This is a genomic window from Flavobacterium sp. C3NV (assembly GCF_046825355.2).
In the GTDB taxonomy this organism is placed as follows: domain Bacteria; phylum Bacteroidota; class Bacteroidia; order Flavobacteriales; family Flavobacteriaceae; genus Flavobacterium.
In genome coordinates, this window is sequence record NZ_JBKQBJ020000004.1 from 297029 (window position 1) to 323053 (window position 26025).

Here is a 26025-nt window from a genome sequence, read left to right on the forward strand (position 1 = left end):
AATATTACTCTGTCGAAAACTGATTTTCCAAGAGTTTTTCTTTAAAATCAGATTTAAAACTATAAGCAAAAGTCAACATTAAAGCGCGTGTGTCAGATTTTGAGGTTCGATTATTACTAAAAAGATAAGTGTTGTTTTTATAACCGCTTTCTAAAGTGTTGAACATATCTGTGACCACCAATCCTAAGCGGGCGTTTCCTTTGCCTAATTTTTGCTGAAAGCCCATGTCGATATTATATATGGGAATTCTTTTTCCTTGCGGAGTTGCCAATGCCGAATTATAATTGCCTATAATCTGAAGTTTTCCGCCTTTCCAGGGAATAAAATTATTAATGATTTTTCCGTACCAGCTAAAAGCACTATTTACCACATCCTGAGTTAAATTTGAAGCATTAATCTTTTGCTGAAAAGCTGTAATACTGATATTGGCATCATAAAATCTCACTGGTTTTAAACTAAAAATAGTTTCCAAACCATAAGTTATAGTACTTCCAATATTTCTCGGTTGCAGTAAAATCACACCATTATCCTTTAGTTCTGCATATTGTCTTATGGCATCTGTGGCGTTTCTGTAAAAAGCGTTGGTAGAAAACGAGTATTTCGACCACTCTTTATTGTAGCTCATTTCGGCAATATGAATAATTTCAGGTTTCAAATAAGGATTTCCGCCATGAGGATTCAAAGCATCTGTAATATCTGTGAAAGGGTTTAAATCATCTAAATCCGGACGATTGATACGTTTGCTGTAACCCATTTTCACAAATTCGTCTGACGCTAAATTCATTTGCAATGACGCCGACGGAAAAAGTTTTAAATAATCATTGCTAAAGTGATCGCTATTATTTTGTGTTGCTCCGGTGTTTGAAACATTTTCGGCGCGTAAACCTAAATTATACTTCCATTTTGGATTTTCTTTATCGCCTATATACGAATTTAGCATTCCGTATACAGCGTTGATTTGTTCGTTATATTTAAAAGAATTACTTGCCAGCGGATCTGTAATATATTCACCATTCGTCATATCTGCACTTTGAAAATCCGAATTAAAAAATCGGAATGTTCCTTTGTAACCCGTTTCAATAATTGATTTTTCAGCAACAGGAATCGCATAATTTACAATGGCGTTCGATATGTTTTCATGCTCATAATTGTGTGTTCTTTGTAAAGATGCATCACCAATCATAGCATTATACTGATTATAATTATTAGTGTCAATATCTGTATTTTCTCTATGTTTATTAAAAGAAGAAGTAATACTTGCATTCAGGCTTTTTCGATCATCAGCAAATTTTCTGTCGTAACTAAATGCCAGTTCACCTACTTTTGAACGTTCTAGTTCTAATGAATGCCTAATATTATTAGAAAAAAACTGATTTGCACTTGTATTTACCTGACTATGCAAAGTCTCGTCATTATCCTGATTTTCTATATTTCCTAAAGCTTCAAATGAAAAGCTGTTTCGTTTGTTGGGCGAAAAATCAATATTCAATTTTAAATTCTGTAATCCTTCCGTTCTTTCGTCGTTTCTGTTTTGATAAATAAAATGTTCATCATCAATAAAATTATTGGTTCTTTCGCCTTTTATTTTCTTGGTTCTTCCTGCAAAACGATTGTCATATCCCAAACCAAAATTCCATTTTTCTGATTTCTGATTCAAAAGCACAGAACTGTTCAGTCTTCCTTTTGCACCAAATCCGCCGCCTAAAACTACAGCACCGTTAATACCGCTCTGATTGTTTTTTTTGAGTTTAATATTGATAATCCCACTTTCGGCATTTGCATCATATTTAGCCGTGGGATTACTAATTACTTCAATACTTTCTATACTGCTGGCAGCAATCTGGTCCATGTTGGTAATAGCCGAATTTTTTCCGTTAATTAAAATCATCGGAGATTTCCCTCTCAGTGTTATTCCTCCGTCAGCATCAACAGCAACTGTCGGAATACTTTTTAGCATATCTGTAGCGGTTCCTCCGGATTGTGAGATGTTCGAAACAGCATTAAAAACAAAACCTTCGTCAGTTTTCTGAATTTGTTTTTTCTGAGAATTCACCAAAACAGCATTCAATAAATTGGTGTCGTTTTGTAAAGTTATGGTTCCAATAGAAATTGGGGATCCGGAAAATTTTATTTTTTGTTTGAAAGTTTTAAAACCTACTAATTTGAATTGTAATTGATAATCACCAGAAGGAATATTTTCTAAAACAAAATTTCCCGAGATATCTGTAACGGCATAATTTGCCACTTTGGAAGAATCTATTGTGTTTTTTAAAATAACATCGACAAATTCTACAACTAGTTTACCGTCAGAAACAGTTCCTTTTATAGAAGAGTTTTGACCAAAACAAAATTGACTTAATGTAAATAAGAAAATTAAAAGGGATAGTTTTTGTCTGCATTTTTTCATGAGACAAAGATATTTATCGCATTAAATACAGCTTCTTAAAGTACCTTAAGATATCATTAAATTAGGCTTAGAACCCTTTTAAATTTCAGAGAAGAATAAGGTTTAAGCTTTAAAATAAATTGGTGTAGATGATTTTAAATCCAAAAATAATACAAATCGCAGAAGAAATGATAATTAGTACTTTTTGTAGTTTCTGAGATTTAAGAATGCTCTTGGTAAACGGAATACTAAATAATCCGGATGCAATAAACATACCCAGAATAGATCCCACACCAAAAACTAAAATATACATCAAACCTTCCAGAGGTGTTTTCATTTGCGAAATAACCAGGATAACTAAAGATCCGCTTCCGGCCAGACCATGAACCAAACCGACACCAAAAGCAGCTTTGTAATTTTTGGACAAATCGTAATGCTGATGCTGAAAAGAGGCGATAGGATGTGAATGAAAATAAGTATGAGCATGCATATGTGTATGTGTAACTCCATTGCTATGAGTGTGCTCGTGACTATGGTAATAAGTATGCGAATGTCGTTTTTTGTATAATAATTTAAACAAACGAATAGTTCCTAAAACAATTAACATCAAACCTACTACCGCTTCAAGATAACTAAAAATGTTTTCGCTGATCGAAATCTTAAAACCAATCATAATAATGCCGACCATAAAAATAGTTGAGGTATGCCCAATTCCCCAAAATATGCCATCTTTTAGTGCATCTTTAATCTTACTTCTGTTAGTAACCAGATTGTTTACAGCCAATAAATGATCTGCTTCAAAGGCATGTTCGAGTCCGGCATAAACCGTAATTAGAAATCCGATCATTTTGAGTTTTATTGATAGTTAAAGTAAGCAGCACAAGCTCCTTCAGAAGAAACCATTGGTGCGCCAAGAGGATTAGAAGGTTTACATTTTTTACCGAATTCAGGACATTGATTTGGTTTTTTGTTTCCCGTTAAAATCTGACCGGCAATGCAATGTTCATCTGTTTTTTTATTGCTTGTTTTTATGGTAAATTTTACGTTGGCGTCATACATTTTATAGGCTTCTCTTAAAACGAGTCCGCTGTTTTCTATGGCTCCAATACCTCGCCATTCCTGATTTCCTATGGTAAAAATAGTATCGACAACCTCTTTGGCTTTGATGTTTCCTTCTTCTTTTACCAAACGCGTATATTGATTTTCGACCTCATATTTTCCTTGTTCTAATTGTAGAACGGCATGATAAATGGCCTGAACCATATCAGCAGGTTCAAATCCGGAAACTACAATTGGGATCTTGTATTTTTCGGCAATTGGGTAATATTCCTCAAGCCCTACAATGGTACAAACATGTCCTGCTCCTAAAAAAGCATTAATGGTACAAAACTCGTCAGATAAAATAGCTTCCATCGCTGGCGGAACCAATACATGAGAAACTAATAAACTAAAATTCGTCAAACCCAATTTTTGCGCATGCATTACTGCCAAAGCATTACTTGGGGCAGTAGTTTCAAAACCAACGGCAAAAAAAACAACTTCACGATCCGGATTTTTCGCAGCAATATTTACAGCTTCGAGAGGAGAGTATAAAATACGTAATTCTCCGCCTTCGGCTTTGGCTTGCAATAAACTTTTTGATGATCCCGGAACTCTGATCATATCTCCAAACGAACACATGATAACACCCTGATGCATCAATTCAATTGCTTTATTGATTAATGAAATAGGAGTGACACAAACCGGACAGCCAGGGCCATGAATCATTCTGATATTTTCAGGCAGTAAATCCAGTAATCCGTTTTTGACTAAGGAATGGGTTTGCCCACCGCAAATTTCCATGATATTCCATGGTTTTGTCGTTATTTTGTGAATTTCATTTATATAATGTTTGACCAATTCGGGATTGCGATATTCAGACAGGTACTTCATTTTAAACTATATTTAAAAGTTCAATGATGAAAACTAAAGTCGAATTGGGCTGAATCATTGGTGGTGCTCCAATAGGACCGTAAGCTAAATCATGTGGAATATAAATTTTCCAGCGGGAACCTTCAGGCATCAGTTGCAAAGCTTCCTGCCATCCTTTTAAAGTTTGCAAAACGCGCATTTTTTGCGGACCGGTTTCTTTAGTAGAATCAAAAACATCTTTATTCAGTAAATAGCCTTCATAAATGACATCAATAGTATCTGTAAGTTTAGGAATTTCTCCTCTTCCTTCTGCTAAAACTTCATATTGTAAACCGCTCGGAAGTGTGACAATACCTTCTTTTTTTGCATTTTTTTCTAAAAAGGCTTTTCCAATCTGCGCATTTTTTACTTTTAATTCTTCCTGTAAAAGTGCTACGTAATTATTAAAAATTTCAATAGAACGTTTAGGCGAAATTTTCTCAGCAGATTTCTCAAAAACAGATTTCATTCCGTCGATATAATCTTCATACCTAATTTCATCAAAACCAATATCTTTAAGACTTAAAGCCATGACAACTCCCGCCGAATACGAAATTTTATCTTTTTCTTCCGTTTTACCAATGTGCCCTAATAATTCAAGAATATCCATAGCTTATTTTTTTAAATTTAAATAATGATTGAGTTGTCCAAAAGAGATATTTTCGTCGTTTGGTGAAAGCGTTTCGTGAAAATGCAATTTGTATTTTGGTTTAAGATGGTCAATTATTAAATCTATAAGTACTGAGTTTTGAAAAACACCGCCACTAAAAGCTATTTCTTTTGATTTTGAAAAACAGGCTATTTTTTCGATACATTTCACTAAAGTAAAATGAAAGTTTAAAGCGATTATTTCTAAATCTTTATTATTCTGAACCTCTTTAGCAACTTGTAGCAGGAGTTTTTTTCCAGGTATTAAATCAGTTATTTTTTCATCTTTTAAATAATCTTTTAATTTTAATTCTGATTTATTAAAAGCCTGCTGGGCTAAATTTTCTAAATACATTCCAGCTTCTGCTTCAAATAAAATAGAATTTTTAAATCCTAATGTAAAAGCAACAGCATCAATTAATCGCCCCATTGAAGATGTTTTTATAGAACTGTTTTTGATGTGTTTAGAATAAATTTTCAATTCATTATTATTAAAAAAGGATTGAAAGTAACTATTGTTTTTACTAATAGAAAGTGCAGCCATTTTAGGGTTTTTAGCCATTTGATCTCCTAAAATCCAGGGAAAATATTCTAGATGACCAATTCTGGTTATAGTATTATGGTCGTATTCAAAGAATTCGCCTCCAAATATTTCTGTATCACTTCCAAATCCTGAACCATCCCAAACGACACCTAATATTTTGGATTTTTTCCAAAGTTTCTTTTCGCTTAAAATGGCAGCAAAATGCGCTTCATGATGTTGAACTTTTACGGTTGCGACACTTCTATCTTTGTTTACGAATGCGGATATTACTTTGTTGTTTTCATAATTAGGATGCTGATCACAAACCACTTTTTTGGGTGAAAAATCAAAGAAATGCTCGTAATTTTTTATTTTCTTTTCAAATCTATTGTAAGTATCAAAATTCAGTAAATCACCAATATACTCACTCATATAAACCTGATTATTGGCACTAATTGTGATTGTGTTTTTTAAAGTTGCGCCCAAACAAAGTAATTTTTCTGAATTGTTTTTTTCTAAAAAAGAAAAATCAATATTGGGAGCAAAGCCCCTTGCATGACGAAGAATAATTTTTTGTTTATTTTTTCGTGAAAACTTAATTACAGAATCATCCTGAGAATTTTGAATTTCAAGATCATGATGCAAATAATAATCGGCGATAGGATTTAATGTTTTGACAGCCTCGTTTTCATCTGAAAAAATGGAAGATCCGTTAAAATTTCCGCTAGTGGCTATTAAAGGTTTCTGAAACAAATTAGAAATTAGATGTAATATTCCTGAATTGGGCAACATGGCTCCGATAGTTTTCATGCCAGGAGCTATTTGATCTATCGCTAAATCAATCTGTTTTTTTAAGGTTAAAATAACAATGGGTGCCTGAGTAGATTTAAGTAAATTCTTCTCTGTTTTATGACAAAACAAATAATTTTCAATCTGTTTTGCGTCTGGAAATAAAACAGCAAAAGGTTTTGTCAAACGTTTTTTTCTGTTTCTTAATTCCTGAACAGCTTCGGGATTAGTTGCATCACAAAGAAGTAAATAACCCGAAGTATTCTTTACAGCAATTATTTTTCCTTCGCTTAATTTTTCGGAGATGTTTTCGAAAATTTCTTTATTCGAACCTGAGATAATAGCTCCTGTATTATCTGTAAATGAAACCTGAATGCCACAATCAGGGCAGGAGTTGGTTTGCGAGTGAAAACGTCTGTCTGCAGGATTGTTGTATTCTTCAAGACAGGAATCACACATTTTAAACTCATTCATACTGGTATTTTCTCTTTCGAAAGGAAATTTTTCAGCAATGGCGTATCGTGGTCCGCAGCATGTACAACTTATAAAAGGATAGTAAAACCGATTATTTTCCGGATCTAAAATTTCATCTTTGCAGTTTTTACAGATGGCAAAATCAGGAGTCAAAGGCGAATTAATAGAAATATTTTTCTCTGTTGGTTTTATAAAAAAGGAATCAAATTTTTCCTGACTTACAACTTCAGAAATTTGAGTACCGTTTATTTTTGCATTTTTAGGATGTTTTCTTTTTATTTCGTTTAAAAAATCAGTTACAGTTTTTTCATTTTCCTGCAGTATTATAAGTACTCCAAATTCATTATTAGAAACATAACCTTTTAAATTTTGTTTAATTGCCAAATTGTATACAAAAGGCCGAAAACCAACGCCTTGTACACTACCGGAAATTATTATTTGAAATGAAGGTTTCAAGGAACTAAGTATTAATTTTAAAATTTTCTATTTGTTGGATAATCTGTGCTGTCACTTTTTCTATTGCGGCATCTACCTTTGGAGAAAGCTTCATAGACATCGGTTCCATTTTTAGAATGGTGATCGTGTATAAATAAATTTCAGGCATAGTATCCAGCATCGATAAGATTTCGACCATATCTTTTAGGCCAAAATTATGTCCGCTTAGCGAAATAGGAAAATCATCAGAAAAACGAGGTTTCAAGAGTGTAATTGTTCCTTCTTCCTTACCATCCATCGTGGCATCAACAATAATTACTTTTTTATGATTTTCTATATAGGGTATTAGGGTAAAACCACCTGTTCCGCCATCAATAAAAGAGGTGTCTTCAGGAAATAAGGTTTTATCAATTCTGTTTATAAAATGTACGCCAACACCTTCATCACCCATCAAATAATTACCAATTCCCAGTACTAAAATTTCATTTCCATCAGAATGAAAAGCATCTAGTTTTCTTGTAATAATTTCTTCTTGCATCTTTTTTTTATTTTTATTTTAAACTGAATCCTTATTTGCTATTGCTGTTGTAACAGATTCTTTTGTTTCATCATCTTTATCTTTTTTAATTCTTTCGGTTCGAACAAATTTATAACCGCTTACCATAGCAGATGTTTCGCCCAGACCTTCGAGCCAGTCATGGAAGAAGACCAAATAGATATGAACAATGGCAAACAAAATAAAAGTCCATGTGGTGAAATGATGAATGGTTCTCACATTAAAATCGCCTCCAACCAAATTGGTCACCCAACCAAACATTTTAGGAAAAAACCAGGTCGAAGTAGGAGCGTACATGGCAAATCCCGTCCCGATCATGATAAGTCCCATAACGAACATGACCAAATAAGAAGCTGCTGCTACACTATTATGACCTACAGCTCCTGAAGGAGAACCGTTGGTATGTTCGTTTTGTAAAAAAATATCAAATTTAATAACGTGCCACATCCTTTTGAAACCTTCTTTTTTGAAGGGGAAAAAGACGCGCCAATTGGCATATTTATTTCCTTTAAAAGCAAAATAAACTCTCAAAATCATCACGGCTACCAAAAGATAAGCGCACATAAAATGAATTTCACGGATATACCCAAACCAAAACTGACCTGTTGCTTCTTTGGTAGAAATAATTCCTGGCGGATTACCAATAATAAATCCGGTTATTACCAATCCTGTGATCGCCCAGGCATTTACCCAATGAAAAATTCGAATGGGTAATTGCCAGATATAAGCTCTTTTATAGTCATTAGTTTTTGTAGACATGCTAGAGAATTTAAATAGTGCAAATAGAAATGTCGTTTACTTCTTTAATGATATCGCCTTTTTCATCGTATAAATGCACAGCACAGGCAATACATGGATCAAATGAATGTATGGTTCTGATAATTTCTAATGGTAATTCAGGATTTGCGACTGGTGTATTCAGTAAACTGCTTTCATAAGGAGATCTTTGTCCTTTAGGATCTCTTGGAGAAGCATTCCATGTCGAAGGAACTACTTGTTGATAGTTGGCTACTTTGGCATCTTTTATCACAATCCAATGGCTTAGAGCGCCTCTTGGTGCTTCTACAAGTCCAACTCCCTGAGATTCTTTTGGCCATGTTGAGGTTTCCCATTTTTCTGTATTGGCCATTTTGGTATCTCCTTTTTTAATGTTTTCAATTAGATTATCGAAAAATTCAAGGTTCCAATTCGCAACCAATTGCGATTCCAGAGCTCTTGCAGCTGTTCTTCCTAAGGTGGAAAATAAAGCTCCTGCAGGAACTTGTAACTTAGATAAAGCTGAATCAACAATTTCTTTGAATTCTTCTCTTCCTGATGCATATCCTACCAGCATTCTTGCCAGCGGGCCAACTTCCATAGCATGACCTTTCCATCTTGGTGTTTTGATGAAACTGTATTTTTCATCCACATTTAGATGCGTATAAGGCGGTTTTGGTCCTGTATAATTTATTTTAGTTTCTCCACTCCACGGATGTTTTCCGGCATTTCCATCTCCTTCATAATCATACCATGAATTGTTCACATATTCTTCTACGGTTTTTAAATCCCTTAGATCTAAATCGTGAACTTTTGTTAAATCTTTATTCAAAATTACCCCCGACGGAAATTTGAAAGTATTCATGTTGGTATTATTATAACCCTGTGTTGGGAAATCACCAAAAGTCATAAAATTATGAAAACCTCCAATGGCGCCCCAATCTTTATAATAACTTGCAATAGTAAGAACATCCGGAATATAAACCTGTTCTACAAAACGTTTTCCTTCTTCCAGAAGTTGTCTTACATGGGCCAAACGTTCAGCATTTAATCCGCTTGCATCATCAAGGTTGATAGAGCACGCCATTCCACCCACCAAAAAGTTAGGATGCGGATTTTTACCTCCAAAAATTGCATGAACTTTTACGATTTCTTTCTGCCATTCCAGCGCTTCAAGATAATGAGCCGTAGCCATTAAGTTCGCTTCGGGTGGCAATTTCATTTGTGGATGTCCCCAATAACCATTGGCAAAAATTCCTAATTGACCACTGGCTACAAATTTTTTCAATCTTTTCTGTAAGTCTGAAAAGTAACCAGGTGAACTTTTAGGCCAATTCGAGATCGATTGTGCCAATTGTGAAGTTTTTACAGGATCAGCATTTAAACCGCTTATAACATCAACCCAGTCAAAAGCATGCAGGTGATAAAAATGAACTACGTGGTCGTGCAGGTACAAAGCACCCAACATAATATTTCTAACAATTTCAGCATTTGGCGGAACAACAATTCCCAATGCATCTTCTACAGCTCTGATAGATGCTGTAGCGTGAGTCGAAGTACAAACGCCACAAGTTCTTTGCACAAAAGCCCAAACATCTTTAGGATTTCTGTCTTTTACAATATTTTCTAAACCTCTCACCATCGTCGAGGATAAAAAAGCTTCTTGTATCGTACCATCTGAGATTTCTACTTCGGCTCTTAAATGTCCTTCTATTCTGGTAATTGGGTCAACAACTATTCTCTCTGCCATCTTGTTTTTTTATAGATTATAAATCTTCTAAATGTTTTTCGTTTTCAGTTCCCTGACTTATTCTGTGATTGAGTTCGTCTTTTTTAGATATATTCGAAAGAACAGCATGCACTCCAATACCCGCAGCAACTCCGCCAAGAGCAATTTTGCCCAAAGTATCTGCATTGGCTTCGATATTACCCGGACTTATCGAAGAATCTCTGGAATAGAAACTTCCTGCATCCCAAAAATCATTGGCGCTGCAGCCAATACAGCCATGTCCGGACTGAATAGGATAACTTACACCACCATTCCATTTCATGTTACCGCAGGCGTTATAAGTACTTGGCCCTTTACAGCCTACTTTATACAAACAATATCCTTTTTTAGCATTTTCATCATCGAAGTTTTCTGCGAATAATCCCGCATCAAAATAAGGTCTGCGGTAACAGCTGTCATGAACTCTTTTAGAATAAAAAGCTTTAGGACGACCAGCACTGTCTAATTCAGGGAATTTTCCGAAAGCGACGATATGCACAATAATTCCAGCCATAACTTCACCAATTGGCGGACAGCCCGGAACATTTATAATAGGTTTATCAGTAATAATTTTATGAATTGGCACTGCACCTGTAGGGTTTGGTTTTGCAGCCTGTATACAACCAGATGTTGCGCAGCTTCCCCAGGCGATAATAGCTTTGGCTCCTGCTGCCGATTCTTTAAGAATTTCTATAGCACTTCTTCCACCAATACAGCAATAATTTCCATCAGCACCCATTGGTATCGAGCCTTCAACACAAAGAATATATTCTCCTTTGTATTTGTCCATTGTAGCTTTTTTAGCGGCTTCTGCCTGATGACCGGAAGCTGCCATAAGAGTCAAAGTATAATCTAATGATATTTTATCTAAAATAATATCGGCAACAATAGGATGGTCTGAACGTATAAAGGATTCACTACAGCAAGTACATTCCTGAAAGTGTTCCCAAATAACGGGCAGTCGGGGAGTATTCTCTAAAGCTTTGGTAATTTGACCAATTGCCGAACTTTGAACGCCCATGTAGGCTCCTATGTAAGCAACAAATTTTAAAAAATCTCTCCTGCTATAACCCTGTCTTTCGATACTGTTATAATAGGTTTCATAGACTTTGTTTTTATCCTCCATACTCGTTGTATTTTAAAGAGTGCTTTAATTTTTTTTAGAAAAATAATGTAGAAAAGAGCATTGCATTTTTTTATAAACAGGTTTCAAAACTATTTAAATATTAGGTATATAAATGTGATAATTGTCAGTTTTTACTTTGTTTATTGAAAGTAATTTGCATGATTAATTGTTTTGAGATAAATAGATATGCACGAGCTTTCTGTAGTTACTTCAATTGTGAAGATCGTTCAACAAGAAGTACATAAAATAAACGGCAAAAAAGCCCTCGAACTTTATTTAGAAATAGGGAAATTATCCGGCGTAGAAATGGATTCCTTTTATTTTATCTGGCCCCAATGTATTGATGGAAGTGTTTTAAGTGATGCCAAATTATTTATTGAAGAACCTGCAGGAAAAGCCAGATGTGCAGAATGTGAAACGGAATTTCATATTGATAAAAGTTTTGACAGCTGCCCCAATTGCGATAGTCCGTTTAAAGAAATTATTGCAGGGAAAGAATTAAAAATCAAAAAAATAATCATTAAATAAGATAGTTATGTGTACCACTTGCGGCTGCAGTTCTGATGAAAACGAAATAAGATTTACCAAAATAGGCGATAAACATTCCCACTCTCATTCAGGGCATTGCCATCATCACGATCATCATCACCATACTCATGAAGATCATCATCATGACCACCACCATGATCATGATCACGACCATGATAATCACGATCATCAACATAACCATAATCACTCTCACAGTCATTCTCACGAAATAAATATTGTACAGCTCGAGAAAGATATATTGTATAAAAATCAGTTAACGGCGGAGAGAAACAGAGGTTTTTTTGAAGCTTTGAATATTTTCTCTGTCAATTTAGTAAGTTCTCCGGGTTCCGGAAAAACCTCTTTATTAGAACGAACTATTGCAGATTTGAAAGATAAAATCGCTTTTTCGGTAATCGAAGGCGATCAGCAAACAACCAATGACGCTGACAGAATTCATAAATTAAATGTTCCTGTAATCCAGATTAATACCGGAAAAGGATGTCACCTGGACAGCGAAATGATTGCAAGAGCAGTAAAAGAACTAAAACCTGTTCCTGATTCTGTTTTAATGATCGAAAACGTGGGAAATTTGGTTTGCCCAGCCATGTTTGATTTAGGCGAATTAAAACGAATTGTGATCATCTCAGTTACCGAAGGTGAAGATAAACCGCTTAAATATCCGGATATGTTCTCGGGATCTCAAATTTGTATTATCAACAAAATTGACTTGCTGCCGTATTTGAAATTTGATTTGCAAAAATTAAAAGAATACGCGAAAAAAGTAAATCCGCATTTGACCTTTTTTGAAGTTTCTGCAACTTCGGGAGAAGGTTTACAGGCCTGGTACGATTATTTGGCACAATCTATAAAACAATAATTATGTGTTTAGCAATTCCCGGAAGACTTGAAAAAGTAACAATAGAATTGGATGAAACTTTCAGAATTGGAAATGTTTCTTTTGAAGGTATTATAAAGGAAGTTAATTTGGCGCTGGTTCCTGAGGCTAAAGTTGGCGATTATCTTTTGGTTCACGTAGGTGCAGCCATTGGGATCATTGACGAAGATGAAGCTAAAAAGACTATGGAGGTTTTAAAACAAATGGGAGAGGAAATTTAATTTTAAGAGATGAACAAAAAATCTGAAGTGATTCATTTACATCACGGTAGTGGTGGTGAACATATGACTAAATTGCTTAATGAAGTAATTTTTAAGATCTTAAAAAATGATATTTTAGAAGTTCGACATGATGGTGCATTTTTAAATATGCAAGGAAATTTGGCTTTCTCCACAGACAGTTATGTGGTTTCTCCTGTATTTTTTAAAGGAGGAAATATTGGTGAACTTGCTGTAAATGGTACTGTAAACGATCTTTCGATGTGTGGAGCGATTCCAAAATATCTTTCACTGGCTTTGATTATAGAAGAAGGTTTTAGTCTGGATGAATTTATTCAGATTATCAAATCGATTAAAGAAGCGGCTGATAAAGCCAATGTTCAAATTGTTACCGGTGATACCAAAGTCGTCGAAAGAGGAAAAGGCGACCAAATTTATATCAATACTTCCGGAATTGGAATTGTTCATCAAAAGGCCAATATCAAGACTCAGAATATTCAGGAAAACGATGTTATTATCATCAACGGACCAATAGCTTCCCACGGAATGGCTATCATGTCAGAACGTGAAGGATTAGAGTTTGAAAGCGATATTTTGAGTGATACCACCAATCTCAATTACATAGTTTTAGATTTAATAGAAAAATTTGGAGATAAAATTCATTTTTTGAGAGACGCAACCCGTGGCGGACTAGCTTCGGTTTTGCATGAAATAGGAACCGAAATCAATTTGGGAATTTCACTTTTTGAAGAAGATATAAAAGTAGAAAATCAGGTAAAAAGTGCTTGCGAATTATTGGGTTTAGATCCGTTGTATGTGGCCAACGAAGGAATTTTTGTTTGCATTGCAGCTCCTGAAATTAAAGATGAGGTTTTAGCAATTTTACAAAAAGTAAACTCAAATGCTTCAGCGATTGGTTTTGTTACAGATGAACATCCATCAAAAATAATTATCGAAAGCACTTTTGGAGGTAAAAGAGTAGTAAATCCTTTAGTAGGAGAACAGTTGCCGAGAATTTGTTGATTTTTTTCTTTAAAGATTTTTTACCACAAATTACACAAATTTTCACAAATTATTAGTTTGCAATCTTAAAAAAGATGCACTCCAGATAGCTATCTGAATAAAGTATTAAAATGATTTTATAAGTCTATCTTTTTGTAATTCGAAAAAAAAAAAAAATAATTTGTGGAAATTTGTGTAATTTGTGGTAAAAGAAAACAAAAAAAAACGCCCGATAAATTCGAGCGCTTTTAGTAATAAAATATATTTTTTTAGATTTTCTCAATCCATTTTCTTGCATTAACAAAAGCTTCATGCCAAGGCGAAACTTCATCGTTTCTGTCTTTTGGATAATTCGCCCAGTTCCATTGGAAAGTTGAACGCTCAATATGAGGCATCATTACCAAATGTCTACCGGTTTTGTCACACATCATTGCCGTGTTATAATCAGATCCGTTAGGGTTTGCAGGATAACCTTCGTAAGCATATTTAGAAACAATGTTGTAGTTTTCTTCGGCAAGAGGTAAATTGAATTTTCCTTCTCCGTGAGAAACCCAAACTCCCAAAGTGCTTCCGGCTAAACTCGATAACATAACCGAATTATTCTCCTGAACTTTTACAGAAGTAAAGATACTTTCGTGTTTCTGGCTTTCGTTATGAAGCATTTTTCCGTGAACTTCATGCTCCGGATTAATCACTTCCAATTCCATAAACAACTGACATCCGTTACAGATTCCAACTGATAAAGTATCTTCTCTTTTAAAGAATTTATCCAAAGCCGTTTTTGCTTTTTCGTTGTATAAGAAAGCTCCCGCCCAACCTTTAGCAGAACCTAAAACGTCAGAATTAGAGAATCCTCCAACAGCACCAATAAACTGAATATCTTCAAGTGTTTCACGACCAGAAATTAAATCGGTCATGTGAACGTCTTTTACATCAAAACCGGCTAAGTACATAGCATTTGCCATTTCGCGTTCAGAATTACTTCCTTTTTCACGAATGATAGCCGCTTTTGGTCTCTCGACTCCGCTCGAGATGACAGGCTTTTTACCAGTGAAATGTGCCGGGAAAGTATATTGTAAAACCTGATTTTTATAGTTTTTAAAACGTGCCTCAGCTCTTCCGTTTTTAGATTGTTTTTGATCTAATAAATAAGAAGTTTCAAACCAAATGTCTCTGTACTTCGCAATATCCAAATTATAAATTCCAAATTCCAAACTTGGTTTGCTTTGAACTGTACCTAATTTGAAGAATTCGATATTATTTGATTTCAATTTAGCTTCCACAGCGGCATCAGATTTTGCCTGGAAAACGATTCCGATGTTTTCTGCGAAAAGGATTTTCAATAAGTCTTTTTCCGCGAAAGCGCTAAAATCAATTTTTGCTCCAAGATTTACATCAGCAAAACACAATTCTAATAAAGTAGTGATTAAACCACCGCTTCCGATATCGTGACCTGCTAAAATTTGGCTTTCGCCAATTAATTCCTGAATGGTATTAAAAGCATTTTTGAAGAAAGAAGCGTTTTTTATAGTAGAAGTCTCGTTTCCAATCGTATTTCTGATTTGTGCAAAAGAAGAACCTCCTAATTTGAAATCATCCTGAGACAGATTGATATAATAAATAGAATCTCCGTTTTTCTGTAAAACAGGTTCAACTACTTTTCTAATATCGGTACAGTTTCCACCAGCCGAAATAATAACCGTTCCCGGCGCGATTACTTCGTCATTTGGATATTTTTGTTTCATCGAAAGTGAATCTTTTCCAGTTGGAATATTGATTCCCAATTCAATGGCAAAGTCTGAACAACCTTCAACAGCAGCGTATAAACGAGCGTCTTCACCTTCGTTTTTACAAGCCCACATCCAGTTTGCAGATAATGAAATTCCTTTTAAACCATCTTTAATTGGCGCCCAAACAATGTTTGATAACGATTCTGCGATAGCATTTCTGCTTCCCGCAACCGGATCAATCAAAGCCGCGATAGGAGCGTGCCCAATAGAAGTCGCAATTCCTTCTTTACCTAAATAATCCAGAGCCATAACGCCAACATTATTCAAAGGCAATTGCAAAGGTCCTGCATTTTGTTGTTTTGCTACTTTTCCACCCACACAACGGTCCACTTTATTCGTCAACCAGTCTTTTGAGGCTACAGCTTCAAGACGTAAAACATCTTGTAAATATTTTTCGAAATTTCCCTTGTCATAAGAAACATCAGCATATTTTCTATCAATAGTTTTGTCATTCATAACCGTTTTAGGAGAACTTCCAAAGAAATCTTCTAAAGCATAATCCATCGGTTTTGAACCATTTGATTTTGATTCGAAAGTGAAACGGTGATCTCCCGTTACATCTCCAACCTGATACATTGGCGAACGCTCTCTGTCGGCGATTCTTTGCAAAATATCAATATCTTTTTGACCAATAACCAATCCCATTCTTTCCTGAGATTCGTTACCAATAATTTCTTTTGCAGAAAGTGTAGGGTCTCCAACAGGCAATTTATCCAAATCGATTAAACCTCCCGTTTCTTCTACTAGTTCAGAAAGACAGTTTAAGTGTCCTCCAGCTCCGTGATCGTGAATAGAAACAATTGGGTTGTGATCGCTTTCTACCAAACCACGAATCGCGTTTGCAGCACGTTTTTGCATTTCGGGATTCGAACGTTGGATCGCATTTAATTCAATTCCTGAACCAAAAGCACCTGTATCTGCAGAGGATACCGCAGCTCCACCCATTCCTATTCTATAATTTTCTCCACCAAGAATTACAATTTTATCGCCTTCTTGTGGTTTCTTTTTAATAGCCTGATCTAATTTTCCGTAACCAATTCCGCCCGCTTGCATGATTACTTTATCGTAACCAATTTTGCGGTCATTTTCTGAATGTTCGAAAGTTAAAACCGAACCTGTAATTAACGGTTGCCCGAATTTATTTCCGAAATCAGAAGCTCCGTTTGAAGCTTTGATCAAAATATCCATTGGAGTTTGGTACAGCCATTTTCTTTCTTCAACAGCATTTTCCCATTTTCTATCGTCGTTTAAGCGAGAATAGGATGTCATGTAAACTGCAGTTCCTGCTAATGGCAAAGAACCTTGACCACCTGCTAAACGGTCACGAATTTCTCCTCCTGAACCTGTTGCAGCTCCGTTGAAAGGCTCAACTGTAGTTGGAAAATTGTGTGTTTCTGCTTTTAAAGATAAAACCGAATCAAATTCTTTTATCTCGTAATAATCAGGTTTGTCAGCTGTTTTTGGTGCAAACTGCTGCACTTTTGGTCCTTTTACAAAAGCAACGTTGTCTTTGTAAGCAGACACGATATCGTTAGGATTTTCCTGTGATGTTTTTTTGATTAATTTAAAAAGAGAAGTTTCTTTTTCTTCACCGTCAATAACAAATGTTCCGTTGAAAATCTTGTGACGACAGTGTTCTGAATTCGCTTGTGAGAAAGCAAAAATCTCAGAATCAGTAAGTTTTCTTCCTAGTTTTACGGCAAGATTATCTAAATAATCAACTTCTTCCTGGCTTAAAGCCAAACCTTCTACTTTATTGTATGTTGCAATATCATCGATTTCCAATATCGGTTCCGGTTGAACGTTGATAGTGAAAATCTCCTGATCTAATTGATTGAATTTTTGAGAAAGCATTGGATCAAAATCAGTGAAATCTTCCGTTGCCGGATGAAATTCTTCAATTCTGATGATGCCCGGAATACCCATATTTTGAGTAATTTCTACAGCATTTGTACTCCAGGGTGTGATCATAGTGGCGCGGGGACCAACAAAAAAATCCGACAGCGCGGATTTTTCGATCTTATTAGAGTTGGCAAAAAGCCAGTTTAGTTTTGAAATGTCTTGAGCCGAAATTTCGTTTTGCGTTTGTACGGCAAAAACAGTTTTGCTTTGGTTTTCAAAGAAATGGATCATTGTTTTGTGTAGTTTGTTGTATTGAGGTGCAAATTTAGTGTAAATAAATAGCAAGCGCAAATTTGAAAACAAACTCTTTTGAAAAAATATATAGATGATTCTTTAAAACATATAAGTGATTTAAGTTCATTTAATTACTGTGTGAATTTTGCTCGCAAAGTCGCAAAGACGCAAAGGTTTATTTACAAAGCTTAAAAAACTCAGGCTTTGCGTCTTTGCGACTTTGCGAGATTAAAAAAAATCTAAAAATGAACTTATATCATTTATATGGTGGAAAAAATAACATTTATAACAAAAAAGAGCGGCAATACTGCCGCTCTTTGATTTAGTAAGCACTCGTTTTTAATTAGTTGATAATGATCTTTTTGCTGAAAGTTTCAGAATCCTGATTAATACGAACAATGTAGATGCCTTTTGGCAAGTTATTTATCGTCGATAATGAATCAGTAATATTCGATTTCTCAAATACCCTCTGACCAAATATGGAGATTATCTCGATAGAATAAGGTGAATTAATAGTATTAAAGTAAATGTTAAAGTTTCCGTTGTTTGGATTTGGATATAAAATAACTTCTTGTAATTGAGGAACAATTTCTTCTTCAGTTTCAATAGCTGCAATTTGTGCACGTTTAGCACCTAAGTTAGAGCAAGTATCTGTTGTGTAAGAATCCCATTGCGAACTTAGATTGAATGTTGTACTTGGAGCCGTTACGGTAGATTTTCTTCTTAAAGTAACATCCGCTGCAAAGTTTGCCGTTCCGCCATTAAAAGTTCCTATGATGTCAATCAAAACGCCATTTTTGAATAAACCTACAGCATCATTTCCGTTAAAAGTCAGTTCTGTTGCAGTAGTTGAAATATTGGCAGAGTTTGTCGCAAAACAACTAGAAGACATTGAACTGTTTACGATCGTAAATTTACTTCCGGTTGCCAATGTTCCGCTTAAAGCTAAACCTGTGCTCCAGGCTCCGGCACCATTGGTTTGTTTTTTTATGGTATAAGTTGATAAACTCACAGAGGCACCAGTATTATTAGCGATTTCCAATGCTTTATTGTTTCCTGAACCTTCAATATATTCAGAGAATAAAATGTCCGAAGCTGTTCCGCCAGTTCCGCTTGCGTTAGTCGTTACGGCAATTGTACTGCTTGACGCAGAGCTGTTTCCGGCCGCATCTTTGGCTTTTACATAAATAGAATAACTTGTAGAAGCAGTTAATCCTGTAATAGTTGCTGTCAATCCTGAAACAGTTGTTTTTAAAACGCTGTTGGCATAAACATCGTATCCTGTAACGGCCACATTATCTGTAGAAGCATTCCACGAAAGTGAAATTGATGTTGAAGTTTTAGAAGTAGAAGCCAAACTTGTTGGAGTAGTTGGAGCTTGTGTATCTCCAGAAGAAGTTCCGCCCCAAATTTGATTCACATATTCAGGATGATCGATATATGGATTTCGGTTATTCTGACGTGCATAAATAGCATTGTTTCTGGCAATTTCTCTTACGCTTACCGGATCTTGCGCGTTCCATGCTAAAAGAGTAGCTAAAAATGCAGCAGTAAAAACTTTGTTGCTGGAACCATCAAACATAGGGTAAGAATATCCGGCAACGGTATTTTCGTAACGCGTGGCAAAATAAAAATACATTCTGGCAATATCACCTTTAAAAGCATTTACTGGTTCAAAAACAGTTCCTGAATATCCGGATACAGCACTTGATCCTAATTTACTTCCGTTTTGAGAGGTATATGTTGCTGTATTTACGGTGCCATGCGGATAATTAGAACGCATTCCGTTTACTTTTCCGTCAGTTGGCGTAATAAAATGCGCATCAGCTACCATTGGAGATTGTTCGTTAAAAACAGATTGCGGAATAATGTGTTCTCTGTTGTAGCAATCGCCTTCTGAAGAATAATTCCCACATCGTTGCGTGCTTCCGGTACTGTAATTATAAGGATCTGTTCCTGACGGATTTTCAGAATACATGTCTAAAACAGTTCCGTCGTTTTCGTAGAAATTATCAACATCAGATGTTTGATAGGTGGTGTATAAACCTGCATATCCATTATCGGTATGCCCTTTAATGATGTTGTACAATTGTGTTTTTAAGGTGTAACCTGTTCCGGTTGCCGTGTTGTAATAACCTGAAGGAATTTGGGAAAAACCAACGGCAGTAAACATCAATAAGAGTAAAAAGTAGTTTTTTTTCATAAAAAATAGGTTAAGATTTGGGTTGTTAATAAATTGTAAGTTAGGTTTTTAATTTATTAATTGTATCAAATTTACTACTTTTAGGAATACGCTACGTTAAGTGATCTTTAATTTTAGATATATTTTCTTACGGTTGGTTTTTTTCTTGCCACGAAGACGCTAAGGCGCAAAGTTTTTGATCACACAAAGTTTTTTACGATATTTCATTTCGATTTCTATGATAAAACCAAATCTTATTTCAGGAGCTAATCCCGCTATCCGTTACAATCTTTTGCTTTTTAAAGAAAAAAGCAAAAGGATTTCCACTTCTATCGGGGCTAGGCACTCGTTTTCATAAGAATGTTTTTCGTCTTGTTTTGTCATTTCGAACGAGAAATCTTCGTGAGAAGCTCGACAAAGATTTTATTATAGTTCCGGAGTTACTTGCGAAGATTTCTCCTCCGTCGAAATGACAAACAGTAAGTTTAAATAGTTGCTTTAAAAAAAAACTTTGCGCCTTAGCGTCTTCGTGGCAAAAAAAACTTAGCGCCTTCGTGTCAAAATCTTATTTAGGAAATGCAGCACTTTGATAAGCGCCTAAATCAGGAGGAGAAGTTCTGGTTTTGCCTACGATATCTAACGGAATAATATACGCCTGATTCCCTTTCGCGAAAGCGGGAGAACTATTGTTGATATTAAACTTGTTCTGCGAAACATTATAAAACTTCGGATTTTCATTTAAGATAATCTGATTGTAATGTTCCGTATCGGTTTTAAACTGATAATCCGGATTGGTACTTGAACTGCTGAATTTCAACAGACAATTGTTCAACTGGTAAACAAAAGCAGCATTTGTGTTTTTGTTCAAATTAAATTCGTTTGTGCTTGATCCGTAAATAATACAATTATTGAACGTAGCTTGTGTTAACGGATTTGTTGCCGGAGTGGCACCGGCTAAACTGTTGCTGAGGTTAACTGCAAAATGGGGTGAATTTTGCCAATTGTTATTGAAAGTGCAATGCGTAAAAATGTAATCTCCGCCATAAACGCATGATAAACTCGCTAAACCAGCATAATTTATTACAATGTTTTCTCCGTTAATGTGCGCGTTTTGAGCCAAGATTCCGTACTCAGCGCAATTGTATATTTGTGTGTTTTTGATGTCGATTTTAGTGCTATTATTTGGATTTTTTATATTTAATCCTGTGATCGCATTTTTTAAAGTAAGATGATTGATCGAATGATTTTTACTTCCGCTCGCCAGAATAACCGAATTCCATTGTCCGGGAATATCATCGTAAAGAGATTCAAGTCTGTCGCCTTCAAAAATAACTTCATTTTCTAATGTATTGGTGCTAGATACCGCGCCGTTAATTTGCAGGGAGGCGTTATTATCAACGTAAAGTCCTGAATTGGCATGGAAAAAGACTCTTGCACCGGCTTGAAAAGTTACGGTTTTATTCTGCGGAACGCCTGCAAAACCATAAATAACATATGGTTTCTGATTGGTAAAAAGCAATTCGTTTCCGCTTACAGCGTCATTTTCATCCAAATAAAAACCATCAACCGGCTTTCCATCGATTATGATTTTTTCTTTGGTTCCGTCAGCATTTTGTTTTGGATAGAGAAAAATAGCGTCCTGAATTAAAGTAACCAAAGCCACTTCCTGAAGATTGGCGCCACTGTCAAACTGAATTTGATCTGTGTATAAAAAATTGGCAGGATCAGCATCTGTAATATCTGCGGTGGTTTCTATAAAAATATACAAACTGTCTTTGGCTAAAAGCGTGACATCTTTAAATATTTTGCCATTGTCTCCGCTCATTCCGTCAACTGTCATTCGGTATTTTGAATTTAAACCATTTTTAAGTTGAATGGTTGGAATCGAAATATCGTCTTTACTCGTATTGTAAACCTTAAGTTGGTAAGTGCCCGAACCAATATTCTTAAAAACAGTATCTAAATAAACAGTGTCTCTTGAAAACTTTAAATTTCCGGAACTGGCAACAGTGTCAAAATCAGTTCGACAAGAGCTGAAAGTTATAAGGAATCCGAAAATAAAAAGTATAAAGTATTGACGCATTTGTTTCTTTTTTTTGCCACTGATATAAAAGATTAAAAAGGATTTTATGACTATTTTAATCTCTGAAAATCTGTGAATCTGTGGCAGGAAAAAATGAATTTTCGGCCTTAGATCGATGTCGATTGTTTTTTGTAAAAATAACAAAAAACTTACATGTTTGGAGTTGATTTTTAATTTAGAATTGCATTTTCGAATTTGTATCTCTTCTTTTCTTTAATTTTACGATTTTAAATTCCATTTTAATGAATTATACAAAAGAGCAGATTTTAGCGCGTTGCAACGAATTTTCTAAAAACACGCTAATGGAAACGCTAAAAATAGAATATATAGATGCTGGCGAGGATTTTTTGACGGCGAAAATGCCAGTAAATCCTTCCGTTCACCAACCAATGGGACTTTTGCACGGAGGAGCTTCTGTAGCTTTGGCAGAAAGTGTAGGAAGTGCAGCATCGTTTTTTTTCATTGATCCAAAAGAGCAGGAAGTACGCGGAATTGAAATTTCGGCGAATCACTTAAAAAGTATTCGTGAAGGCTGGGTTTTCGGGACGGCGAGAATCATCCATAAAGGAAGGAGTATTCATCTTTGGGAAATTAAAATTACCGATGAAGCGGGAAATCTGATTTCGCTTTGCAAACTGACGAATATGGTTTTAGAAAAAAAGAAAACAGAATAGAACATGAATGACTTTTTTTCTAAAATAAAAAAACATTACGAAAAACATTTGCCTTTTGTGATGTATTCTAAGCCCAATTCAAGAAGTATTTTTGGACTTTTACAACAAAATGAGACTCTGCATAAGATTTCTAATTATAAAGAAAAAGGTTTTGTTTTTGCTTCTTTTGATGAAAAACAACTGATTTTGATTCCGGAAAATGAATCTGAAATTGTAACGACGGAACAAGAAGAACTTTCTTTTGAAGTTATTGAAGTTGAGGATTCAGGTTTTGATGCAGCTGCTAAAATTCAGTATGAAGATTTAGTTGCTAAAGGTATTGAAGCGATTAAAAACGAAGAATTCAAGAAAGTGGTTTTGTCCAGAAGCGAAAAGGTTGATTTGGCTGACTTTGATTTTGTAGCCACTTTTCAGCATTTGATCGAATTGTATCCCACTACTTTTTCGTATTGCTTTTTTCATCCTAAAATTGGATTTTGGATGGGAGCAACGCCAGAGCAATTATTAAAAGCAAACGGAAATGTTTTTGAAACCACAGCTTTGGCAGGAACTCAAAAAGCAACTGCTGAAACGGAAATTCTTTGGCAGCAAAAAGAAAAAGACGAGCAACAGTATGTAACCGATTTTATTGTAAAAAGATTGCGTGAGGTTGCCGCTTCGGTTCATGTTACAGAACCTTACAGTCTGAGAGCAGGATCGATCTGGCATATTAAAACGGATATTTCGGGAGTTTTGAATGATAATTCTACGCTTGAAGAAGTGATAGATACTTTGCATCCAACTCCTGCGGTTTGTGGTTTGCCAAAGAAAAAAGCAAAGGCTTTTATCATAGAAAACGAAAACTACGACAGAACTTTTTATACCGGTTTCCTGGGCGAATTAAACAGCAGTTTTGCGAATAATAAGATTAGTTCTGATTTATTTGTAAATTTACGTAGCATGCAAATTCAGGAAAATAAAGCCATTTTATACATGGGCTGCGGCATTACAAAAGAAAGTATTCCTGAAAAAGAATGGGAGGAAAGCGTCAATAAATCAATGACGATGAAGAGAGTATTGAGAATAGCTTAAAAAAAATAAGTTTACAGTCGCAGTCACAGTTTCCAGGTTTGCTGTGACTGAATACTGCGACTGAATACTGCGACTAAAAATAAAAACAATGAAATTAGATATATTAGCCTTTGGGGCACATCCGGATGATGTAGAATTAGGTTGTGCGGGAACCATTTTAAAAGAAGTATCTCTTGGAAAGACCGTTGGAATCGTTGATTTAACGCGTGGCGAACTGGGAACACGAGGTACGGCTGAAACCAGAGATCAGGAAGCAAAAGATGCAGCAAAGATTTTAGGGGTTTTGGTTCGTGAGAATTTAGGTTTGCGCGATGGTTTTTTTGTGAACGACGAAAAACATCAGCTCGAAGTGATTAAGATGATTCGAAAATATAAACCGGAGATTGTATTGTGTAATGCTATCGATGATCGCCATATTGATCACGGAAAAGGAAGTAAGTTAGTTTCTGATGCTTGCTTTTTATCAGGATTGATGAAAATTGAAACAGCTATAGATGGAGAAAATCAGGAAGCCTGGAGACCAAAAGTAGTGTACCATTATATTCAGTGGAAAAATATTGAACCAGACTTTGTAGTAGATATTACAGGATTTGAAGAAAAGAAAATTGAAGCTGTGATGGCATATAAAACCCAATTTTATGATCCAAATTCAAAAGAACCTGCTACGCCAATTACAAGCAAAAACTTTATGGAAAGCTTAAATTACCGTGCGCAGGACCTGGGAAGGCTAGTTGGTAAAGATTTTGCCGAAGGTTTTACTGTTGAAAGGTGTTTGGCAGTCAATAGCTTAGAAGATTTGATATAATTTTGATGTAAATTTTTCATTTTTTTCTTTGGTGAAGTAAACCTTTGTTGTATATTTGCAACCGCAAAGAAAAATGGTGGTTGTAGCTCAGCTGGTTAGAGTATTGGTTTGTGGTGCCGAGGGTCGCCGGTTCGAACCCGGTCAGCCACCCAGAAATTTAAAGCCTTGAAGAAATTCAAGGCTTTTTTTGTGCCTATAAATTAAATTCCAATTTTTAAAATTGCTTCGCCTTTTCGCTATTGTTCGGGTCCAAATTCCAATTTGAAGGGATCAGCGCTAAATGTTGTGGAGCAGCTTACAAATGCGCACTGTTTTTTTACCGCAGAGAAACAAAGATTTTATCTAAGAATGTCATATAAAATACAGAGTTCGCAAAGCTAAATCAATATACAGCTTTGCGAACTTTGCCTTTTATAAAAAGCTAAGAGTATAAAAACTTAGCGATCTTTGCGGTAATTTTTTTGCTTCAGAGGTTTTAGGATTGACGTATCAACAGTGAATGTTTCTCCACAACATTCAGTGTTAATACAAGTTTCAGGACCAAATACCAAGATGGTAAATAGTACGGTAACTACTATTTTGGAATTTAGAATTTACATCTTGGATTTTTTTTATCTATTTGAATTTATCTTATAAACAAAAAGTGCAATGTTTAGATCTTGATTCATTGGTTATTATGGTTTAGTTTGTAAATCATTTTATTTCATCAAAACCATTTTCTTGCTTGATATCTTCGGTTTTGAACCTTTTTTTCTTTGTAGAAGTAAACCTTTGTTGTATATTTGCACCCGCAAACAAAAATGGTGGTTGTAGCTCAGTTGGTTAGAGTAGCGGTTTGTGGTGCCGCGGGTCGCCGGTTCGAACCCGGTCAGCCACCCGGAAATTTAAAGCCTTGAAGAAATTCAAGGCTTTTTTTGTGCGCATAATTTAAAAATCTAATTTTTAAAATTATTTTTCTTGAAACTATCCTTGATGTCAATCCCAAAACATGTGGAGAGTAAAAAAAACTAACGCAGAGGACGCAAAGCTTTGCGAACTTAGATTGTTGAAACACAAGTTAAATCTTAGTGAACTCTGCGAATCCCGATAGCTATCGGGATTGTCTTCTCTGCGGTAAAAAATAATCAGTGTGTATGCTTCTTCAGCATATTTAAGATTACGTATTTAGTATGAATAACCGTTATCCATTCATTAAATAAGAAATTGATCAAATGATCAGGACCTGAG

19 protein-coding genes and 2 tRNA genes are annotated in these 26025 nt (G+C 35.3%); 9 read left to right on the top strand and 12 right to left on the bottom strand.

The genetic code is table 11. The features are described 5' to 3' along the window. Positions 1-4: 4 nt before the first annotated feature. The 9 genes from ACIDC4_RS08080 to ACIDC4_RS08120 all read right to left on the bottom strand — a co-directional run bounded on the left by ACIDC4_RS08080 (position 5) and on the right by ACIDC4_RS08120 (position 11411). Positions 5-2407, bottom strand: coding sequence for a TonB-dependent receptor domain-containing protein (locus ACIDC4_RS08080; RefSeq protein ID WP_412042498.1), 2403 nt, complete (start codon positions 2405-2407; stop codon positions 5-7). Between the two features lie 109 nt (positions 2408-2516). Next, complete coding sequence (locus tag ACIDC4_RS08085; RefSeq protein WP_412042497.1) at positions 2517-3233, bottom strand: urease accessory protein UreH domain-containing protein; 717 nt, start codon at positions 3231-3233, stop codon at positions 2517-2519. 8 nt (positions 3234-3241) lie between these two features. After that, complete coding sequence (gene hypD, locus ACIDC4_RS08090) at positions 3242-4318, bottom strand: hydrogenase formation protein HypD (protein WP_412042496.1); 1077 nt, start codon at positions 4316-4318, stop codon at positions 3242-3244. A 1-nt stretch (position 4319) separates the two neighbouring features. Next, positions 4320-4946: an FKBP-type peptidyl-prolyl cis-trans isomerase gene (locus tag ACIDC4_RS08095; RefSeq protein WP_412042495.1), complete on the bottom strand. Its 627-nt coding sequence runs from the start codon at positions 4944-4946 to the stop codon at positions 4320-4322. A 3-nt stretch (positions 4947-4949) separates the two neighbouring features. Beyond that, positions 4950-7226, bottom strand: a complete 2277-nt coding sequence (gene hypF / locus ACIDC4_RS08100; protein WP_412042494.1) for a carbamoyltransferase HypF — start codon at positions 7224-7226, stop codon at positions 4950-4952. Between the two features lie 4 nt (positions 7227-7230). Beyond that, positions 7231-7743, bottom strand: coding sequence for a HyaD/HybD family hydrogenase maturation endopeptidase (locus ACIDC4_RS08105; protein WP_412042493.1), 513 nt, complete (start codon positions 7741-7743; stop codon positions 7231-7233). Between the two features lie 18 nt (positions 7744-7761). Then, a complete protein-coding gene (cybH, locus tag ACIDC4_RS08110; RefSeq protein ID WP_230039987.1) occupies positions 7762-8520 on the bottom strand; it encodes a Ni/Fe-hydrogenase, b-type cytochrome subunit in 759 nt (252 codons plus the stop codon). A gap of 10 nt (positions 8521-8530) precedes the next feature. After that, positions 8531-10267: a nickel-dependent hydrogenase large subunit gene (locus tag ACIDC4_RS08115; RefSeq protein WP_412042492.1), complete on the bottom strand. Its 1737-nt coding sequence runs from the start codon at positions 10265-10267 to the stop codon at positions 8531-8533. Between the two features lie 16 nt (positions 10268-10283). Next, the gene (locus ACIDC4_RS08120) at positions 10284-11411 is read right to left on the bottom strand and encodes a hydrogenase small subunit (RefSeq protein WP_412042491.1); all 1128 of its coding nucleotides are present in this window, start codon (positions 11409-11411) and stop codon (positions 10284-10286) included. Positions 11412-11597: 186 nt separating this feature from the next. Here ACIDC4_RS08120 and ACIDC4_RS08125 point away from each other — a divergent pair, with 186 nt between their 5' ends. The 4 genes from ACIDC4_RS08125 to hypE are packed head-to-tail and all read left to right on the top strand — an operon-like array spanning position 11598 to position 14078. Next, positions 11598-11939 (top strand): hydrogenase maturation nickel metallochaperone HypA/HybF, encoded by a 342-nt coding sequence (locus tag ACIDC4_RS08125; protein WP_412042490.1) that lies wholly within the window; start codon positions 11598-11600, stop codon positions 11937-11939. 7 nt (positions 11940-11946) lie between these two features. Continuing rightward, positions 11947-12819: a hydrogenase nickel incorporation protein HypB gene (hypB, locus tag ACIDC4_RS08130; RefSeq protein WP_412042489.1), complete on the top strand. Its 873-nt coding sequence runs from the start codon at positions 11947-11949 to the stop codon at positions 12817-12819. 2 nt (positions 12820-12821) lie between these two features. Next, entirely contained in the window at positions 12822-13058 is a 237-nt protein-coding gene (locus ACIDC4_RS08135; protein ID WP_230039979.1) for a HypC/HybG/HupF family hydrogenase formation chaperone, read from the top strand. Positions 13059-13067: 9 nt separating this feature from the next. Further along, on the top strand, positions 13068-14078 hold the full coding sequence (gene hypE / locus ACIDC4_RS08140; protein WP_412042488.1) for a hydrogenase expression/formation protein HypE: 1011 nt from the start codon (positions 13068-13070) through the stop codon (positions 14076-14078). 248 nt (positions 14079-14326) lie between these two features. Here the strand turns inward: hypE and purL are convergent, their stop codons facing one another. The 3 genes from purL to ACIDC4_RS08155 all read right to left on the bottom strand — a co-directional run bounded on the left by purL (position 14327) and on the right by ACIDC4_RS08155 (position 22248). Beyond that, on the bottom strand, positions 14327-17980 hold the full coding sequence (gene purL, locus ACIDC4_RS08145; RefSeq protein ID WP_412042487.1) for a phosphoribosylformylglycinamidine synthase: 3654 nt from the start codon (positions 17978-17980) through the stop codon (positions 14327-14329). Between the two features lie 346 nt (positions 17981-18326). Next, positions 18327-20186, bottom strand: coding sequence for an endonuclease (locus tag ACIDC4_RS08150; RefSeq protein WP_412042486.1), 1860 nt, complete (start codon positions 20184-20186; stop codon positions 18327-18329). Between the two features lie 544 nt (positions 20187-20730). Continuing rightward, positions 20731-22248, bottom strand: a complete 1518-nt coding sequence (locus ACIDC4_RS08155; RefSeq protein ID WP_412042485.1) for a hypothetical protein — start codon at positions 22246-22248, stop codon at positions 20731-20733. Positions 22249-22490: 242 nt separating this feature from the next. Here ACIDC4_RS08155 and ACIDC4_RS08160 point away from each other — a divergent pair, with 242 nt between their 5' ends. The 5 genes from ACIDC4_RS08160 to ACIDC4_RS08180 all read left to right on the top strand — a co-directional run bounded on the left by ACIDC4_RS08160 (position 22491) and on the right by ACIDC4_RS08180 (position 25675). Beyond that, entirely contained in the window at positions 22491-22922 is a 432-nt protein-coding gene (locus tag ACIDC4_RS08160) for a PaaI family thioesterase (protein WP_083692961.1), read from the top strand. Positions 22923-22925: 3 nt separating this feature from the next. Beyond that, positions 22926-23993, top strand: a complete 1068-nt coding sequence (locus ACIDC4_RS08165) for a chorismate-binding protein (RefSeq protein ID WP_412042484.1) — start codon at positions 22926-22928, stop codon at positions 23991-23993. A gap of 88 nt (positions 23994-24081) precedes the next feature. After that, a complete protein-coding gene (gene bshB1, locus ACIDC4_RS08170; RefSeq protein ID WP_412042483.1) occupies positions 24082-24798 on the top strand; it encodes a bacillithiol biosynthesis deacetylase BshB1 in 717 nt (238 codons plus the stop codon). A gap of 76 nt (positions 24799-24874) precedes the next feature. Further along, a tRNA-His gene (locus ACIDC4_RS08175) sits at positions 24875-24948 on the top strand. Between the two features lie 653 nt (positions 24949-25601). Beyond that, positions 25602-25675, top strand: a tRNA-His gene (locus ACIDC4_RS08180). Positions 25676-26025 lie beyond the last annotated feature (350 nt).